The following is a 19,285-nucleotide window of genomic DNA, read 5'->3' as shown; positions in this document are numbered from 1 at the left end:
TTGTATGTGCTTAAAAAAACATAAGATTTTATGTTTAATTATATTTGCTCTTAATAAACCATCTGTCATTAAAAGAGAAACTTACACTAAAGTTTACATAGTTTTCCTGAACAAGGTTTGAAGAAACAGTACCTCTTTTTCCAAATTCAACACCAAAGTTTACATTCGAAAAAGATCCAGGAATTGGAACTCCAACTCCTAAAGTCATACCAACATCTTTTATAGACTCATTATTGATTATTAAACCAATTTTCTCGTATTTAAATCCTCCTCTATAGGTAATTCTGCTTAAATAGTTTGAGAAAGAAGTATAATTTGGAATATAATATCCTCCTACTGCATATTTTTGGTATTTTTCATAACGTACATTTTGCTCTGAATTATAGTAATTCGCAAATTGTCCGTCTCCTTGAAAAGCCATTGTAGTTCCTACTAACCATTTTCTAGCCTGTCCGATACCTGCACCAAATGTTACTTTGTTTGGCAATTTCAAATCATCACCATGCGGCTCAAATACTACTGGAGTAGAATCTCCATCAACCGAAATAACTCTTGTTGTATTAGAATTTAGATTAGTTGCAAAAGTATAATTCAAACTAGTAAATAACTGTAGTTTTTGAGTAAGTTTAGCTTGATACATTGTACCAATATTAAAACTAAGACCTGATAACTCTGCTGCATTTGTTTCTGCAGTCGAGTTTTGAACACCTGTAAGAAGTTCTACACTTGTTGTTGTGATTTTTCCGAAGTTATATTGAGCATCTGCACCAATATTCCAGTTTGGTCTGATTTTATAACCTAAACCAAAAAACACTTTATTTATTCCACCGGTTCCACTAAGCTGAGAACTTGTCGCTCCTTCAGTGTCCGTTCTGTCATTTCTAATTTTATATCCAACTGAAGATACTGGGATCAAACCAAATGCTGCACCGAATTTTCCCATTGGAATTCCTATCGCCAAATAATCAAAAGTAGTTCTTTGTGCTTTTGCAGTTTCCTGACTTGTCTTTAAGTTTGAAGTTCCAAAAGTTCCTCCAACAGTAAAAGTCGTCTGAAGCAAACTGGCATAACTCGCGGGATTCTCAATGTTTAAGTGAATACTATCCTGCTCTACTGCAACTCCGGCCATAGATCTGTATTCAAGTGTTCCTTTGAACCTTACATCCCCAATTCCGTAGAAAGAATAAGGAGAAGCTGTTCCTTGTTGAGCGAATGAAACGAACGAGATAAGCAAACAAGCGCTTACTATAATTTTTTTAATCATTGTCGATTTTATATTGAAATGTTTGGTTCAAACTCTCCAGTAAGAAATTTGAATTGGCAAATATGGTATTTTTTAATCGTTTAGCCAAAAATTCTGCATCACCTCCCGTTAAAATTATTATAAAATTTGAAAAGTTTGCTCGATATTCATCGATAAAACCATCAATCTCATAGACGAAGCCATTGACAACTCCGGAATGAATGGCTTGTGCAGTCGTGTCTCCTATATAGGATTCAGGTGCATCTAAAGTCAGTAACGGCAATCTGGCCGTGAAATTGTGGAGCGCTTCATATCTTAAACGTAGGCCTAGAGAAATTGCTCCGCCCAGATAATTGTCATTTTCGTCGATGAAATCGTAGGTAATACAAGTTCCTGCATCAATTACTAATCGATTTTGTTTTGGAAACTGTAAAGTTGCTCCGGAAGCCAAAATCATTCTGTCAATTCCTAAAGTTTTTGGAGTTGCATACTTATTTGTAAAGGGAAAAAGATCTTCGTGTGTAAAAAAATGAATATTTAGTGTTTTTTCGAAAGCTAAAAAAGATTGTTTTTCAATATTTCCAACCGAAGCAACGATCAAATCAGAGCAATTTGGAAATTTTTTTAAAATTTTTTCAATATTTTTTTCGAGCTCATTTTTATCAAAAACAAAGCCTTCCAAAACATTATTATCCTCAAAGACAGAAGCTTTAATTCTTGTATTACCAACATCAATTGCTAAAACCATATTTATTTTTTTACCTCTGCGAAGATACGAATTGATTTTTTTAAAAAAATGTTTTGGATAAACGGAAAATGATTCTATCTTTGCACCCGCAATACGCACACAAAGGTACCTTAGCTCAGATGGTAGAGCAATGGACTGAAAATCCATGTGTCCCTGGTTCGATCCCTGGAGGTACCACAAAACCCGAATATTTCTATTCGGGTTTTTTGTTTTTAAATATTTCCGTGAAAAGCTTAATTGCATCGGATTTTACCGCAAAGCGCGCAAAGTTTTTTTTTGCCTTGGATTGTGGTTAACAAACACGCAAAGTTCGCAAAGCTTTGTGTTGATCAAGCTTTGCGAACTTTGCGTTTTTTTTACAAAATCCCTACTTAAAAAAATCTTTGCGCACTTTGCGGTTATATATTCTCTTACAACGTTTTTTTATTGATCTATTTAAACACAAAGGTTCGCAAAGCTATAATCACTTTGCGAACCTTTGCGTAAATCTTAGCTCCCGATAACTATCGGGATTGCGGTTAAGAAATAAAAAAACTATTGCTGAAATACAGAAACCGCAGGGAAATAATATCCTGAGAAACTTACTGTACCAGTTTTAACACCAGAATCAGCATTGAATAAGTAAAGATTATTGATTGCGAAATTTGCTCCAAATCCTTCATTTACTGTATTTACAACCAAAGTATTTTTCAGACGATCGTAACCAATTCCTGAACCATATAATATATTTGATTGTGTTAAAGTAATAAAAGGTGTAGCCAAAGATGCGGTCGTACCAGTATATTTATAAACTTGTTTACCACCACTCCAACTTCCGTTTTTAGCAATAAAAACATTGTTTTGGGCTGCCGTAATAGATCCCGGATGCCATGCTCCCCAGCTTCCATAAGCTTGAAAACCTAACGGAATTTCTGTTACCGTAAGCGTACCTGAATCTATACTTATAAGGTTTGTACCTCCCGCTGCCCAAACTTTTTTATCATCCGTAACGGCAAATCCTAAAACCATAGCCGGAATCGTTTTTACAACTGCAAATGTTGAAGCATTAAGAACAATAACTCCTTGTGAAGCAGATAATGCAAAAACATAATTACCAACTTTAACAATATCTCCAACCTGACCTGTAACACCAGCAACTTGTCCGTTTAATGCCATTGTATTCAGATTAAGCTTATATATACCATTACCAGAGGTCAATAATGCTTGATTTTGATCAATACCAACTACTGCACGCCAATCGTTTCCGCCTTGAGCTGGAATTCTTTTTTCTTCTTTAAGTGTGTACGCATCTGTAACAACAACTGGTCCGCCAACTTTAGAAACTAAGAATAGTTTTTTGTTAAAGATCGTTCCAAATTCTAATGTAGACGATTCTGGTTTTAAATCTTTACCTGGATTTGCTTTTACAAAAACACTGTCTTCAATAGTTTTTGTATCATATCTATAAAACCCAACTGTTCCTGTTCCGTGTCCGTACCAACCTTCGTTGATCATGAAAAAACCATTTTCATAAGTTCCTAATGCAAGAACATTATAGGTTAGAGACGTTTTTCCTCCATCATTTTTGGCTGTCATTGTAACTTTAAAATCACCTCTTGTTTCTGGTTTAAAAACATAAGTAGAATCAGATCCTACAACTTTTCCGTCTACAGCCCATTCGTAAGTAACATTATTTCTATCTGTTAACTTCGAACTTAACTTTAGGGCTTTACCAATAGTTAAAGTGTCTTTTAATTGTTGTGCGCCTTTTATTGACGGAGCTGCTGTAAAATTGTCGTCATTATTACACGAAACTGTTAGGATCATTAAAGAAGCAATTGCAAGTAACTGCTTGGTAAAAAATTGGTTTTTCATCATTAAATATTTAAAATTAGATTACTTAAATCTTTAAATCGATGTACAATTTGTGTTCAGCAAAAGTTTTATAAAATAAACTTCTGTCTGCCTTTGTTTAAAAAGCAAAACATTTTGTACAACGATACGTTTTAATGATTTTTTTAATGAAGAAAAAGCATGTATCGGAAAGAAAACCATCCAACAGGAAATTGTTTTTACGATATCATATTTGCAGAAAAAAAATCTCATAAACTCTTTTTTTGGCTTACGAGAATAGAATAACCAAACAATACCATTATCACATAGAGTGAAAAAGTATTGGTTTTAATTCAAGCTTCAATCCCCGAAAGCTATTTATTACTATAAAAATGGCAGGTCTTCTGACTTGCTCCCTACACCCAGCCTTCCCTTTCAAAAAATGAAAAGTGACGTATTAAAGGGCTTCAGTTAATGAGCTTACAGCTGCGGGACAGTTTTGGAGTTACACCAAATTCCCTTTTAATGTCAATATTTATTCAATATGACAACCATTTTCTGTTTTAAAATTGTGCTGTAAAACTAGTGTTTTCTTTCTTAAGAAAATAACACTCCTTTATATTTAAAAGCCCAATCTATAATCTTCAATCTATGATTTATTTCGAATTATTAGGCATTTACTGATAGAACAAAAACAAAGTCAATAATCGATCTAATTTTGTTAAAAAAGTATTGAACAAATAAAAAAATATCTCATATATTCGTAAAATGTTACTTAATTATTCAATTAATTATCAAAAACACAAAATATTTTATGAGTAAAAATTCTACAAAAGGCATTTGGAAAGTAATTTCGGCCTCGTCAATGGGAACAATGATTGAATGGTACGATTTCTATATTTTTGGGAGTTTAGCTGTTGTAATTTCCACTAAATTCTTTCCAAGTGACAATCCTACTGCGGCTTTTTTATCAACGTTAGCCACTTTTGCGGCAGGATTTGTAGTTCGTCCTTTTGGAGCTTTATTTTTTGGAAGACTTGGCGATATCATTGGTCGGAAATATACTTTTATGGCGACTTTATTATTAATGGGAGGTTCTACATTTTTAATTGGCTGTATTCCCAGTTATGAAACTATTGGTTTTCTTGCGCCTTTATTAGTTTTGATTCTTCGTTTATTACAAGGACTTGCTCTTGGTGGCGAATATGGAGGTGCAGCTACTTATGTTGCAGAACATGCTCCGGTTGGACAAAAAGGATATTGGACTTCCTGGATTCAAACTACCGCTACAATTGGTCTATTTATCTCCTTAATGGTTATTCTTGCTACTAAAAACGTGCTTTCTGCTGAAGCTTTTGATTCCTGGGGATGGCGTGTTCCGTTTTGGGTTTCTATTGTAATGGTTGGTGTCTCGTATTTGATTCGGAAAAATATGGACGAATCTCCTGTCTTCGCTAAAGCAAAAAAAGAAGGAAAAACGAGCACAAATCCGTTAAAAGAAAGTTTTGGAAATCGATACAATCTGAAATTTGTATTACTCGCATTGTTTGGCGCTACAATGGGACAAGGCGTTGTTTGGTATACTGGACAGTTTTACGCCATGAGTTTTATGAAAACTGTGATGAATATAGATTCGTCTCAAGTTGATGGATTATTGGGAATTGCACTTTTAATTGGAACACCATTTTTCATAGTTTTTGGATGGCTGAGCGACAAAGTTGGTCGAAAATATATTATGATGGGCGGAATGCTTCTTGCCATTTTATTCTACAGACCAATCTATAAAATGATGTACAATACAACGGATGTAAGTTACAAATCTGAAATTGTAGAACAAACCACACAAAATGTTGAAACAGCAAAAAATAATAACATAATTACCACTATTTCAAAAACCTATACGGATGGAACTTCGTATATCGAAAAGAGAACAGACTTTGCTGATAAGAAAAAATCTCAAAGCACTATCACTATAAATATCAATTCCGGCGATGAATGGACTTTAATTTTTTTAGTTTTTATTCAGGTTTTATTTGTTACAATGGTTTATGGTCCAATTGCCGCATTTTTAGTTGAAATGTTTCCAGCTAAAATCAGATATACTTCAATGTCACTTCCTTATCATGTAGGAAATGGAATTTTTGGAGGTTTACTGCCGGCAATCTCAACTTACTTTGTAACGCATTCAAAAGCAGCCGGAAAAAGCGATTTTTATCTTGACGGACTTTGGTATCCTATTATTATTGCTTCGGTCTGCTTTATAATTGGAATGATTTATATAGACAACAAAAATAAAATTAATCATCTTTAACATTTTAGAACATGGATACAATCAAACAGGCTTTAGGCGTTTTATGGGTTATTTTAGCAGTTGCCGCTGCTTACTTTTGCGTGTTTGAATTTGGCTTACCTAAATTATTATCAGATCAACAAGATGATTTAGTATTTGGCATCATTATTCTTTTTATTCTTACTCCGTTAATTGTTTTAGGATTAGGAACTTTTGGCTATTTCGCTGTAATTGGCGAGTACAATCACAAAAAGAGATAAGTTGAAATACACTTTAACTCAAAAGGGTTGTCTGTTTCCAGACAACCCTTTTTCATTACTAAACAAAACCAAACATTATACTTTTCAGACTATAAAGATTATACTCTAAAAGTTATTTTTTAATAAACTTTGCTACTCGAACATTATCGTTCTCGTCAAAAGCTTTTACAATATATATTCCTGTTTTTAAATCGCTTACACCAAATTGAAAATCTAAATCTCCGTTTGTTGTAAAACTTTTTACCAATTGACCAGAAACTGCATAAACCTGAACTTTGGTTGTTGCAATATCTAAAGTAAAGTAGTTAGCAACCGGATTTGGATACAAACTAACCACATTTCCTTTTTCGAAATCTTCGATCGCTAAATTCGCTTGTTTGTTACCGTAAATTCTGTATTCTCCAGCCGGAATACTTATCGTTGCATTTACATCTGTAACAGCAATAGTTGTGTTATCCATTAAGTTAACCCAATTTCCTGCATATGGAAAACCTGTTGCAACATTTTTTGCTGTAAGATCAAAATTAGCCAGAATCACAACGTCTTTTAATTGTGCAGAAGTCAGATTATCATTCTTGATTTTGATATTGATACTCAATGAATTTGGACTTGAAATAGTAGAAGTTCCTAAAAATACAGGTTCTGTGATTTTAAGATTAATCATTTTTGCCCAATCATTATAAATCTTGCTTCTATTCGTGTTTCCTAACCAATTATTAACCCATTGAGGTTGTGGTTTTGTATCTAATTTACAATCTCCGGCAGCAGCATCAGTATCTGTATTTACGGTGTTATTATTACAAGTAAAAATAGAACTGTCCCAACCTAATTCTCCAAAATGCCAAATCATTTTTGGGCCAGGAACTAATAATGAAACGGCACCAATTGCAGACATTCTTGACAAAGCTGTATTTAATGTTTTAACGTTATAAGATCCGCTTGAAGCTCCGTATTGAACATTTTTGTACATCAAACGCTCTTCATCATGACTTTCTGCATATCCCATTAATCTGTTTGCAGTGAAACCACGACTAGAACTTGCCATTCTCGAAATATCACTACTTGTTGCATATCCCATTGACAATTGATTGTATTGATTTGTCATTTTCCCCCACATCATAACTCCTTTACTAGGCGTTTCTGTAACTCTGTAATTTGCCCATTCTTTCTCTTCGGCATCAGTTCCTAAATGCTCAAAAATGGTATAATGTGTAGGATCAAGACTCCAGGAATAATCAGCATATTTCTTTAAGATATCTACTCTGTCTTGTTGATATGCATTCGTACAAGTTTCATCTGAAGCTGTACAAGCTTGTGTAAATCCTTTGGTTAAATCCCAACGGAAACCATCAATTTTGTATTCTTCAATCCATTGTTTGATTACTCGATCTACATAATTTTGTGTTTTTAGTGATTGGTGATTAAAATCTTCTCCAACACTATAACTGTGTTTTGCAACGGTATTAAAATAAGGATTCTCAGCTGTTGGCGAACCATAACCATCTCCATCAGGATCATTCATCCACATTCTAACCATAGGATTACGGCCAAAAGCGTGATTTAAAGCAACGTCAAGAATCACCGCAATTCCGTTTTCATGACATAAATCGATAAACTCTTTTAACTTATCTGAAGTTCCGTAAAATTTATCCAAAGCCATATGAAATGAAGTATTGTAACCCCAGCTTTCATTGCCTTCAAACTCCATAACCGGCATTAATTCGATTGCATTTATTTTAAGATTTTTAAAATAATCGATTCTGTCAATCAGACTTTGATAATTTTTATTAGCATCAAAATCACGAACCAAAACTTCATAAACTACTAATTTTTCTTTAGCAGGTTTTGTAAAATTGGTCACTTTCCAATTGTATGGAGTTTGTCCTGTTTTCAAAACTGTAACTTCAAAATTTTGTCCTGCCGGATAAGCCGGTCTATTTGGATATGAAGCTGCAGGAATCCCAGAATCATCAGAAGGAGACAAAACTAAAGTTGAATATGGATCTGCAGTTTTTACCAATGAAGGTGAATTTGCAATTGGAGTAGATTCAACTACCCAATATTGATATGTATTATTTACGCCGGAAACTAAACCTGTTAATTCTAACCAGAATTTCCCTGAAGTTGGGTCTTTTTTCATGGCATACGCCGATGAAGGCTGCCAATTATTAAAACTTCCTGCAATGTAAACAAAGTCTTTTAAAGGTGCATCAAGAACCAAAGTTGCTTTTGTAGCATCAGAAGCATTATAGTTAATTCCGTCAACTAAACCCGCAGGCATATTTTCTGAAACCGTATTTGGATTTACAACAACCGAAAACTTTTTAGAGATTGTCGTTGTTCCCTGAGTTGCAATTAACTCATAACTTTGATTGGCTGTAATATTAGTCGCAGTATAAGAATAACTTGATGTACTTGCATTTGTATTGATTACAGTTCCGTTAGCTTTCAATGAATAACTTGCAACTCCGTTTGTATTTGTTGCAGCAATATTAAAACTTGCTCCCGAAGCTAAAATTGTAGTACTATTTTCTGTTGGAGCCGTTAATGTTACCTGAAAAGATCCTACTTCAACAAGAATATCTTGTGATTTTTTATCACCGGTTCCGTTTTTTGCTTTAACCAAAAAACCAATTTTACCAATTCCTGTTACATTATAATAAGTTGTTGGCGTAATTGTTTTAGTATAAGTATCCGAAGCTGAGTTGTATGTAAATTTACTTGCATCGCTTGATGCATCCCAACCACCATTATTTGGAGTACCTTTTTGAGTTGTATCATTGGTATCAAAAGCCCACGCCCACAGATAAAGTGAGTGATCTGTAACTCCCCAAGTACTTTCATTAACACTGTTTCCATTAATTGTAATGGTAATTGCAGTAGTTTCTTCAAAAGTTGATGGACTTACACTGTAAGTAACCGTTTGTTGTTGCGCAAATGTAATTGCTGATAACAAAAGGAAAAATAAAAGTAAAGTTTTTTTCATAATTTAAGTAATGTGTATTAAAGCAAAAAATGACATAATTAATAAAGGTATCCTATAAATCGTAAATCTACTATAGCGTTTTCGAAATGACCTCGCGCAAACGTTGTAGTGTTCAAAACTTTATCGCAAAAAGAAGAAAATTATTCAAAAAAGGATATTTTTCAGACAGAAAATGAAATTGCAAAGTGTGTTTTTTTACTTCTATTTATTTAACAAATAGTTATTTATCTCTGAACTATTTTCCTAAATTGATATTTTTATCAACTAATAACATCAATCCAGAAAGTTACCTGACTAAATCGCAATCTTAGAATTTACCCTGTACATAAAGTCTCATTCAAAAAGGCATAAAAAAAGGACTGTCTTTCGACAGCCCTTTTTAAAATTTATTTTATGTATTACAATCCCGTAACAACAGCAGTTCCATCAAAATTAACTACTAATTTTGGTTTAGCACCAGCAGTAATTACAAAGTTTTTACCTGTACCACCATCACCAACAAAAAGTAAATCACCAACATTGAATGTCCATTCTCCACCTGCTCCATTTACTCCATTAATGAAGTTACCTGTGTTTTTAGATCTGAATTTCATTTCTCCAGCAGTAATATCACTTCCTGCATATGACCATGTGTTAGATGCAAAATCATAACCCATTGCACTTTCGTCATTCCATCCTCCTGCAGTAGCAGCACCAATAACTCCCCATTGCATTTTTATAACTTTAACTTTCATTGCATCCATGTCAACACGTACATAGTACAATCCAGCACCGTCAGCTTCAGCAACTTTAAGATCACTGCTTCCTCCTGAATTAGTTAAAGCAAACTCTTGTCCTCCTGAAATAGCTGCAACACCTCCGTCAGTACCATAGTTACCATTATCCCAAGTTTTTCCGTCTCCAGTAAATTTGAAACCTTCTCCAACATTTACTTTTACGTAAGCTTCAAAAAGTTTTGTTGTTCCGTCACCAATGTATTTTAATGCAATACCATGTTTTTCATCCCAAGCAGATCCTCCATAAGAAGCTTGTGGCGCACCAACTAAAAATAATTCTGGCGTTACAACAACGATATTCTCATAAGCATTGATTTTCATTAATTGAGTTAAAGAATATCCTATTGATAAAGATTTTTCAGCGATTGCTTTTACTCTAACTTCAACTTGAGCAAGAGCCCCAAATCCTAATGAAGTTTTACCATTTGCAACAAGTGAAGCATTTAATCTTGTTAAAGCATTGTTTAAATCTCCAAACGTAAAGCTTTTTGTAGTAGTTGAAACGCTTGCAGGAAATACATCTACTGCAGTAGAGAAATCGCTTCCTGCAGGTGCCATCTGAATGTAATAACTAACAGCTCCATTGTACTCTAAAGTTGCAGCTGACCATTTAAAAGTTCCTGCTTCTGTAGTTTCATTTACGTCTTTTTGAACAACGTATTCAGCTGGAGCAGGTAATGCATCCAAAACTGGTAATGTTGTTATTTTCTCTTTACCATTTACAATGATATCCGGATCGTCATCACTACATGATGTTATAGTAAATGCAAGTAGTCCTAGTAATAAAAAAGTTAATTTTTTCATTTTGATTTATATTTTTATATTATTAATATCCTGGGTTTTGTGGCAATAAATTTTGGTTTGCATTAATTGCATATGTAGGAATTGGAAACAATCTATGGTTAGGATCAGTATCTGATTTCTCCCACCAAGTGTTTTCAAATTTACCGTTACGGATCAAATCCTGACGACGGTGTCCTTCCCACATCATTTCTCTACCTCTTTCAGCTAAAATATCGTTTAATGTATATCCGCCTGTTTGTGCAATTCCAGCTCTTCCTTTAATTTCATTTACTAAAGCATCTCCAGCTCCCGCACCGTTTAACCAAACTAATGCTTCTGCTTTCATTAACTTAACATCTGCCAATCTGAAAAGAGGAAAATCATTACTCAAGTTTTCTTTTGCTCCTGCAGCAATTTCCCATTTTACTGGTCTTGCTCCTGCCATTCTAATTTGCTCTTGCGTATTAGTACCTAAAGCCATTTGCAGATTTGGAATATTAGCTGTAAAAACCAGGTTTGCATTCCCAGATTTAGGATCCTGAATATTATCTCCTGCTTTTGTTTTTTGTTGACCAACAAGAATTCCTGCTAATCTTTTGTCACCAGCCGGGAATGAATTGTAATGTGCTTCAAGAGTTGCAAATCCGTTCCATGGAGCTGTACTCATATTGAAAGTCTGTTGTGACAAATCGATCAAAGTACGCATGTGAAGATTGAATCCTTTTACTTTATCCTGATCGTAAGCAATTGTGTAGATATTCTCTTTACAATTCTCATTTTGAGTTACAAAAGGTGCCAAAGGATTAGCTTCTAATGAATAACCTAATGCTAAAACTTTATCACAAGCTGCAATTGCTTTTTCCCACATTGCTGTACCTGTATAAACTTTTGCATTCAAATATAATTTAGCCAAAAGCGTATATCCCATACCTTGAGTGATATCACTTCTTACAACACCTTCATCTCCTTGTTTTGGTAATAATGCTACATTATCCTCAATATCCTTAACAATAGCTGCAAAAACTTCTGCTCTGGATGTCTTTTTAGGAAACTCATCTGCACCTGTAAAAGTGGTTGGAAACGGAACGTCTCCAAAATTGTCAATAGCCAAATAATAGTAGTAAGCTCTTGACACTTTTACCTGAGCTAATACTTTAGCTACTTTTGGATTTGTCGCAGAAGCCGGTGTTAAAGTTTCAACAGCATAATTAGCTTGTGGCACTGCTGAATAAATCATTCCCCATAATTGAGTTACTGCTTCAGTTTGAGGTCCCCAAGTATGTTTTGATAAAGCTCTCCATTTACCACCATCATCCCAGTCAGCTCCTCTTGTAGGACAAACTGCCTCATCAGAACTTAATTCCTGAGTAAACCACCATCCGCCACCATCAAGCATTCCTTGTGTTTTAGCAAAAACAGGAGTCGCAAGATTAATAGCTTGTTCTGTTGTTTCAGGATATTGATCTCCTCTCAAATACTCGCTATTTGTTGTATCCAGATCAGTACAAGAAGTAAAAGCTAAAAAGCTTAAACCTAATACTGTTATTTTATTTTTTAGTTTCATGATTTTTGTATTAAAATGAAAGATTCAAACCAAATGTCAAGGTTCTAGTTTTTGGATAGTTATTGTAGTTATCTATTCCAAAAAAGATTTCTTTATTGTCTTTTCCTCCAGAAAAATTAACCTCAGGATCAGCACCACCATAATTTGTCAATGTAAATACATTGTTCATAGAAGCATAAAAACGAAGTTTTGAAATTGCTTTAGCAAACGTTGGATTTACGAAAGTATATCCTAAGTTAATGTTGTCTAATTTTACGAAACTTGCATCTTCAATATAATAAGACAATGCGCTATAAGCTCCTTTTATTCCAGCATCATTCAATATTAAAGCTTCATTGTTTACACTTCTTGTTCCAACTTGGTCAGGGTTACCAAAAACCTGGTTTGTTGCATTGTAAACATCATTACCAACAACAGCTCTGAATGTCATACTTAAATCCCAGTTTTTGTATTTAAAGTAGTTACTCCATCCCATTTCAAAATCTGGCAAAGCATTACCAATTACTTTTTTCTGATCATCAGAGTTTGCAACATCTTCTAAATAATGAATTTGATTATCGTTTCCTTTAATTAACCATTTACCATTAGATACTCCTGCATATTCATATCCATAAAAAGTACCTAATTTATATCCAGCCTGCATTCTTTGAGTTGGAACTCCAACTAAACCAGGTCCTGAAATATATCCTGTGTTAATGAAAGAATAGTTGTAACGTGCGTTTCCTAAAGCAACAACATCTTGTCTGTTTTGTGTATATACTACAGTAGTATTCCAGCTGAAGTTATTGTTTTCAATTACTTTAACATTTAAAGTTGCCTCAAGACCTCTGTTTTTCATTTCTCCACCATTAATGAAAATGTTTTTAGAAAGATTCGTTTGATCAGGCACGTTTGTATTCTGGATTAACATATCTGTAATTTTTTTGCTGTAAAGCTCAACAGATCCAGTTACTCTATTATTGAACAAACCAAAGTCAACTCCAAAGTTAGTCTCAGTATTTTTATCCCATTTTAAATCCGGATTAGCATTATGGCTATAACCATAAACTACTTCTCCTAATTGAATTTCTGGTCTAACTGCTAAATCTTTTGCATCAACCGGTAAATTACTGTTTCCAGAAACACCCCAGCTTCCTCTGAATTTTAATAAATTCAATGCACTTACATTGTCTTTAATAAAATTCTCATTTGCTATATTCCATGCAACTTGCACAGATGGGAAATAACCCCATTGATTATTATCTCCAAAAATTGACGAACCGTCTCTACGAACCATTCCGGTTACATAGTATTTAGATTTAAAATCATAAGTCGCTCTTGCGAACATACCAATATCTTTACGTTCGTTTTTATAAGAAGTTAAGTTCCCTAAAACGATAGTTTCAAAATTTTGGAAATTGTTTGATCCCAAAGTATTAGAAGTAGAGTTATTAGCTTCCATAGCAAAACCATCACTTTTTGTTGTTCTATAAGAGTAACCTCCTAATAAAGTAACATTATGAGATTCAGCAAATGTAGTTTTGTATGTTAAAGTAGCCTCAACTAAACCTTGCTCCCAGTTTGCGTAAGACCTTTTTCCGTATCCTAAATAAATTGGAGTTTCTGTTGTACCTGTAAAAACATAGTTATAAGTAGGTTCGAAATAAGTACTTTCGCTATCATTTCTCAAATAACTTGTAGAAACTTTACCAGTTAATCCTTTTGCAAGTTCATAAGATATACCTAAGTTTCCTGAAAGAAATTTAGCATCTCTATAGTTTTCAATATTGTTAACAGATTGCATCGGGTTGTAGTAGTTATTTGTTCCCGGCGCTTCAAATAAAGCTCCATCAGCTCTGTAAACAGGATCGGTTGGTAGCCTTTGAAAAGCCTGGTAAATTACCTGATCTTTTCCGTCAGTTCCATAATTCACATAGTCATTATGCTCGATAGTAGCAGAAATTCCCATGTCAATTGTCATTTTATTTTCAAATGCTTTTTGAGTAAGGTTTAATCTACCAACAGTTCTCTTTTTTCCAGAGTTTCTAATTACTCCTTCAAAATCACTGTTCGAGATAGATCCTCTATAATTTCCAGTATCACTTCCTCCAGAAACAGCTAAACTATTTACTTTAGTAAAACCAGTTCTAAAAATTTGATCCTGCCAATCTACATTACCTCCATTATCTGTAAAATCGATATTTGGATGCGCTGCTATATATTCTCTATATTTAGTTGCAGATATAAAATCTTGCTCTTTTGCAACCTTATCTGTTGCGATAGAAGAGTTAAATTCGATTGTAGTTTTTCCTGATTTTCCTTTTTTAGTTGTAATAAATACAACACCATTTGCTCCATCAGCACCATAAATTGCAGTCGAAGCCGCATCTTTAAGAATGTCATAAGAAACAATATCGTCTGGAGAAATCGTTGTAGGGTCAACACCACGAATTCCATCAACTACGTATAAAGGAGCACCTCCCGCAGCAAAACCTGCAGCACCACGAATACGAACATCAAAACCTTTGTTTGGGTCACCCCCTTGTTTTGTGATCGAAACACCCGCAGCCTTACCTTGTAGTCCCTGAATTGGATCTACCAAAGTTCCTTGATTCAAGTTCTCAGCAGTAACTTTTGATACCGCACCAGTTACGTCCTTCTTTTTTGTAGAACCGTAACCTACCTGAACCACAACTTCTTTAAGTTCATTTGAATCTTCCTGCAAGACTACGTTTATAGATTTCTGTCCATCATAGACAAGAGAGTACGTTTTGTATCCAATAAAAGAAACAACAACTTTGTCTCCTTTTTTAACATTAGATAACTGAAACTTACCATCGAAATCTGTAGAAGCACCACCTGGCGCACCTTGTACACTTATATTTACTCCCGGAATTGGTTGTCCTGACTTTTCGACAACAGTTCCGCTTAAGGTACTTTGAGCTAGTACACTAAACGGCAACAATAGGAATAAAAATAACAACTTTTTGTAAATTGTTTTCATACTTTTTGTTTAAATTAGTTTGAGTTTTTGATTGTTAGTTAAGTTTTTAATTTTACTTCGAATTTCAAAATTAGGAATTTATTAACACGACCAACATTTGGCAATTTTTATTGGTTTACGAAAACGTGGTAGTGTTGAAAACTTTCTATTTTTTGTAATCTTTTAAGTCAAAAATTGTCAATTATAAAAATATAAGATACCTTTATTAACAATTAGATTTTTTTCAAATAACCATTATGAAACGCAAAATAACCCTGAAACAGATTGCAAAAGAACTTGATGTGTCTATTTCAACAGTCTCAAAATCACTACGAAACAGTCTGGAAATAGGAGAAGAAACACGTCTGAAAGTCCAGGCTTTTGCAAAGTTTTACAACTATAAGCCCAACAATATCGCCCTTAGTTTAAAAAATCGGAAAACCAAAAGTATTGGTATTATCATTCCGGAAATTGTACATTATTTTTTCTCTACTGTAATCAACGGAATCGAGCAAGTTGCTAACGAAAATGGTTATAGCGTTGTGATTTGTTTATCTGATGATTCATTCGATAAAGAAGTCCTGAATATGGAAATGTTAGCCAACGGAAGTATCGATGGTTTTATCATGTCACTCTCTAAAGAAACCCAATATAAAGGCGATTTTCATCATATTACAGAGGTTATTAATCAGGGAATGCCCGTTGTAATGTTCGACCGCGTTACCAATGATATTTTATGCGATAAAGTAATTATTGATGATAAAGCTGCTGCTTACGAAGCCGTTCAAAGCTTGATTGATAATGGCCGAAAAAAGATCGCTTTAGTAACAACCGTAGATTATGTAAGCGTTGGAAAATTGAGAACCGATGGTTACGAAAAAGCGCTTCTCGACAATGGATTACCATTCAATGAAGATTTAATTATAAAAATTGAAGACGTCGATACCTGCGAAATCACAATTAGTCAGCTTTTACACGACAGAGCTTTTGATGCTGTTTTTGCTGTAAACGAGCTTTTTGCCGTAACAATTATCAAAACTGCATCAAAAATGGGATTAAAAGTTCCCGAAGATTTAGCAGTAATTGCTTTTACGGACGGAATTATCTCAAAATACTCAACGCCAAGTATTACAACAGTAAGTCAAAGTGGAGAAAAAATGGGAAATAAAGCGGCTAAAATGCTGATCGAAAGACTCGAAGCCGAACATGACGATGACGATGAAGAAAACGAAAATTATACTACCGAAGTTATCGAAACACATCTAATACAACGAGAATCTACTGACTAAAATTCTTAAAATCAACATATTCTAAAGTCATAAATAACATTTATGACTTTTTTGTTAGCATAAATAAAAAAATAATTAATACTTTTACGCCTGCTCAAAGCTTTTACTTTTACTTCGAAACCATAAGTAAGTTTTGATAAGCAAAGCGCTTATCGTCTAATTAATTATTTAATTACGATAATGGAAAAGCGTAAATTAAGTTTCTGGGAAATTTGGAACATGAGTTTTGGTTTCTTAGGAATACAGTTTGGTTTTGCACTGCAAAACGCAAATACTTCAAGAATTTTTGAAACACTAGGCGCTAAAATTGACGAAATCCCGATTTTATGGATTGCAGCTCCCGTTTCAGGATTAATAATTCAACCCGTAATTGGTTACTTTAGCGATAGAACCTGGACTCGTTTAGGCAGACGTCGCCCCTATTTTTTAATTGGAGCAATTTTATCTTCAATCGCATTATTCATTATGCCCAACTCTCCAACTTTATGGATTGCAGCAGGAACTTTATGGATAATGGATGCGTCGATAAACGTTTCAATGGAACCTTTTCGTGCCTTTGTTGGCGATAATTTACCCGAAAAACAACGCCCTTTAGGCTTCGCAATGCAAAGTTTCTTTATAGGAACCGGCGCCGTTGTAGGTTCTGTTTTGCCTTATTTATTTACAAATGTTTTTGGCGTAAGCAATACAGCTCCCGAAGGAATTATTCCAGATTCAGTAAAATGGTCTTTCTATATTGGCGGAATCGTTTTTTTACTTTCCGTTTTATGGACCGTTTTTAAAACAACAGAATATACACCCGAAGAACTTCATGCTTTTGAAGCGCAAAGCAAAAAAGACAAGGAAGATCTTATCCTAAATCCGGAAACAGAATCTAAAAGTAACATCAAAAGACAATTGTCTATCGGGATATTATTGACCGTTATTGGCGCATTAGTTTCCTTTTTGATTTTCGAAAATAGTCTTGCCGTAGAACTTTATATTTTGTTTGTAGGTTTAATTTTCATGGGAGTTTTATTCATGATTGCCTCACAATTAAGAAGTTCTCAAATCAATAATGGTTTTACAATCATTATGACTGATTTATTGAATATGCCAACCACAATGAAAAAACTGGCTTGGGTTCAGTTTTTCTCTTGGTTTGCCTTATTTTCTATGTGGATTTATACCACGCAAGCCGTTACACAACACATTTTTGGCACAACAGATACAACATCAAAAGTATACAATGATGCCGCAGATTGGGTTTCTGTACTATTCACAGTTTATAACGGAATCGCCGCTGCAGTTGCCTTTTTATTACCAATTATTGCAAAAAAAGTAGGCGTTAGAGTAACACATTTAATCGCATTATGCGCTGGAGGTGTTGGTTTAATTTCGATTTATTTTATTGGTGATAAACAAATGCTAATACTTCCAATGTTGGGAGTTGGTATTGCATGGGCAAGTATTTTATCAATGCCTTATGCCATGTTATCCGGCGCTTTACCGGCAGCAAAAATGGGTTATTATATGGGCGTTTTTAACTTTTTTGTCGTAATACCACAAATTGTTGCCGCCACTATATTAGGTTTTGTAATTAAACAATTCTTTCATAACGAACCAATATACGCCTTAATTATCGGAGGAGTATCTATGATATTTGCCGGATTACTTACCCTTAGAGTAAATAGCAGAACTAAAATTGAAATTCATGAATAATAAAAAAGCATTCATCTTCGATCTTGATGGAGTGATCGTTGACACCGCTAAATACCACTTTTTAGCTTGGCAGAAAATTGCAAAAGCATTAAATATAAATTTTACACTCGAAAACAACGAATTACTAAAAGGAGTAAGTCGCGTGCGTTCGTTAGATATAATTCTTGAATTAGGAAATGTTCAGGCTTCACAAGAAGACAAAGACAAATGGTTGATTCAAAAAAATGAAGATTACTTATCTTATTTAGTTGACATGGACGAAAGCGAGATTCTTCCAGGAGTACTTAAAATTCTACAACTATTAAAAGAAAAAAACCAAGGAATTGCGTTAGGTTCAGCGAGTAAAAATGCCCGACCAATCCTTGAAAAAACAGGAATCCTTTCGTATTTCGATGTTATTGTTGACGGAAACGACGTTACCAATGCCAAACCAGATCCGGAAGTTTTCTTAAAAGCGGCTCAATTATTAAAAATTGATCCAAAAAATTCAATCGTATTTGAAGACTCTGTTGCCGGAATTCAGGCAGCAAATATTGCAGAAATGGTAAGTGTGGGAATTGGTGAGGAAACAATTTTGCATGAAGCTGATTATATTTTTAAAGATTTTACCGAAATCGACTCAAGTTTTATCGAGAAACTTATCAATTAGAAAATGAGATAATTTCCTAAACTGGAATTATTTAATTGACTAATTGTCACAAATCAAACGGATAATTTAAAAATATAAATCATCTAATTAAAAAAGTAAAATAGTAAAACAACGAGCAATTAAGGATAAAATAAAATTAGAAATAACCCAAAACAAATAATTATTTAATTATCAAATTGGCACATTTTCAAATTGACACATTATCAAATTGCCACATTATCT

General features: G+C 34.0%; 12 protein-coding genes, 1 tRNA gene and 1 riboswitch. Of the genes, 6 read left to right on the top strand and 7 right to left on the bottom strand.

Annotation, left to right across the window (positions count from 1 at the left end; translation table 11 throughout):
* Positions 1 to 34: 34 nt before the first annotated feature.
* Positions 35 to 1,264, bottom strand: a complete 1,230-nt coding sequence (locus WN975_RS21535) for a hypothetical protein (protein WP_337968279.1) — start codon at positions 1,262 to 1,264, stop codon at positions 35 to 37.
* On the bottom strand, positions 1,257 to 1,991 hold the full coding sequence (locus WN975_RS21530) for a type III pantothenate kinase (RefSeq protein ID WP_337968278.1): 735 nt from the start codon (positions 1,989 to 1,991) through the stop codon (positions 1,257 to 1,259). Before WN975_RS21530 ends, WN975_RS21535 begins: the two co-directional genes overlap by 8 nt.
* Before the next feature lie 104 nt (positions 1,992 to 2,095).
* Here WN975_RS21530 and WN975_RS21525 point away from each other — a divergent pair.
* Positions 2,096 to 2,168 (top strand) — tRNA-Phe (locus WN975_RS21525).
* A gap of 357 nt (positions 2,169 to 2,525) precedes the next feature.
* On the opposite strand, the gene WN975_RS21520 is transcribed toward WN975_RS21525, so the two are convergent.
* Positions 2,526 to 3,845, bottom strand: coding sequence for a DUF5074 domain-containing protein (locus WN975_RS21520; RefSeq protein ID WP_337968277.1), 1,320 nt, complete (start codon positions 3,843 to 3,845; stop codon positions 2,526 to 2,528).
* Between the two features lie 334 nt (positions 3,846 to 4,179).
* Positions 4,180 to 4,374, bottom strand: a riboswitch (cobalamin riboswitch).
* A 243-nt stretch (positions 4,375 to 4,617) separates the two neighbouring features.
* Here WN975_RS21520 and WN975_RS21515 point away from each other — a divergent pair.
* A complete protein-coding gene (locus tag WN975_RS21515; RefSeq protein ID WP_337968276.1) occupies positions 4,618 to 6,114 on the top strand; it encodes an MFS transporter in 1,497 nt (498 codons plus the stop codon).
* Positions 6,115 to 6,125: 11 nt separating this feature from the next.
* The gene (locus WN975_RS21510; RefSeq protein WP_337968275.1) at positions 6,126 to 6,353 is read left to right on the top strand and encodes a hypothetical protein; all 228 of its coding nucleotides are present in this window, start codon (positions 6,126 to 6,128) and stop codon (positions 6,351 to 6,353) included.
* Positions 6,354 to 6,465: 112 nt separating this feature from the next.
* Here WN975_RS21510 and WN975_RS21505 read toward each other — a convergent pair whose 3' ends face one another.
* The 4 genes from WN975_RS21505 to WN975_RS21490 form a co-directional block, all read right to left on the bottom strand.
* Positions 6,466 to 9,339 carry an alpha-amylase family glycosyl hydrolase gene (locus WN975_RS21505; protein ID WP_337968274.1) on the bottom strand — a complete coding sequence of 958 codons (2,874 nt, stop codon included), beginning with the start codon at positions 9,337 to 9,339 and terminating at the stop codon, positions 6,466 to 6,468.
* Between the two features lie 398 nt (positions 9,340 to 9,737).
* Positions 9,738 to 10,919: a SusE domain-containing protein gene (locus WN975_RS21500; RefSeq protein ID WP_337968273.1), complete on the bottom strand. Its 1,182-nt coding sequence runs from the start codon at positions 10,917 to 10,919 to the stop codon at positions 9,738 to 9,740.
* 22 nt (positions 10,920 to 10,941) lie between these two features.
* On the bottom strand, positions 10,942 to 12,462 hold the full coding sequence (locus tag WN975_RS21495; RefSeq protein WP_337968272.1) for a RagB/SusD family nutrient uptake outer membrane protein: 1,521 nt from the start codon (positions 12,460 to 12,462) through the stop codon (positions 10,942 to 10,944).
* Between the two features lie 10 nt (positions 12,463 to 12,472).
* Positions 12,473 to 15,445 carry a SusC/RagA family TonB-linked outer membrane protein gene (locus WN975_RS21490; RefSeq protein ID WP_337968271.1) on the bottom strand — a complete coding sequence of 991 codons (2,973 nt, stop codon included), beginning with the start codon at positions 15,443 to 15,445 and terminating at the stop codon, positions 12,473 to 12,475.
* 236 nt (positions 15,446 to 15,681) lie between these two features.
* Between WN975_RS21490 and WN975_RS21485 the strand changes: the two genes are divergently transcribed.
* From WN975_RS21485 to pgmB, 3 genes are all read left to right on the top strand, one after another.
* On the top strand, positions 15,682 to 16,713 hold the full coding sequence (locus tag WN975_RS21485) for a LacI family DNA-binding transcriptional regulator (RefSeq protein WP_099710501.1): 1,032 nt from the start codon (positions 15,682 to 15,684) through the stop codon (positions 16,711 to 16,713).
* A 180-nt stretch (positions 16,714 to 16,893) separates the two neighbouring features.
* Positions 16,894 to 18,414: an MFS transporter gene (locus WN975_RS21480; protein ID WP_337968270.1), complete on the top strand. Its 1,521-nt coding sequence runs from the start codon at positions 16,894 to 16,896 to the stop codon at positions 18,412 to 18,414.
* Positions 18,407 to 19,063 carry a beta-phosphoglucomutase gene (gene pgmB, locus WN975_RS21475; RefSeq protein WP_337968269.1) on the top strand — a complete coding sequence of 219 codons (657 nt, stop codon included), beginning with the start codon at positions 18,407 to 18,409 and terminating at the stop codon, positions 19,061 to 19,063. The genes WN975_RS21480 and pgmB overlap by 8 nt, the downstream gene beginning before the upstream one ends.
* Positions 19,064 to 19,285 lie beyond the last annotated feature (222 nt).

The sequence above is a fragment of the uncultured Flavobacterium sp. genome (genome assembly GCF_951805225.1).
GTDB lineage: Bacteria > Bacteroidota > Bacteroidia > Flavobacteriales > Flavobacteriaceae > Flavobacterium.
Note: the sequence above shows the minus strand (reverse complement) of the source record. Positions and strands in the feature narration are given on the sequence as shown.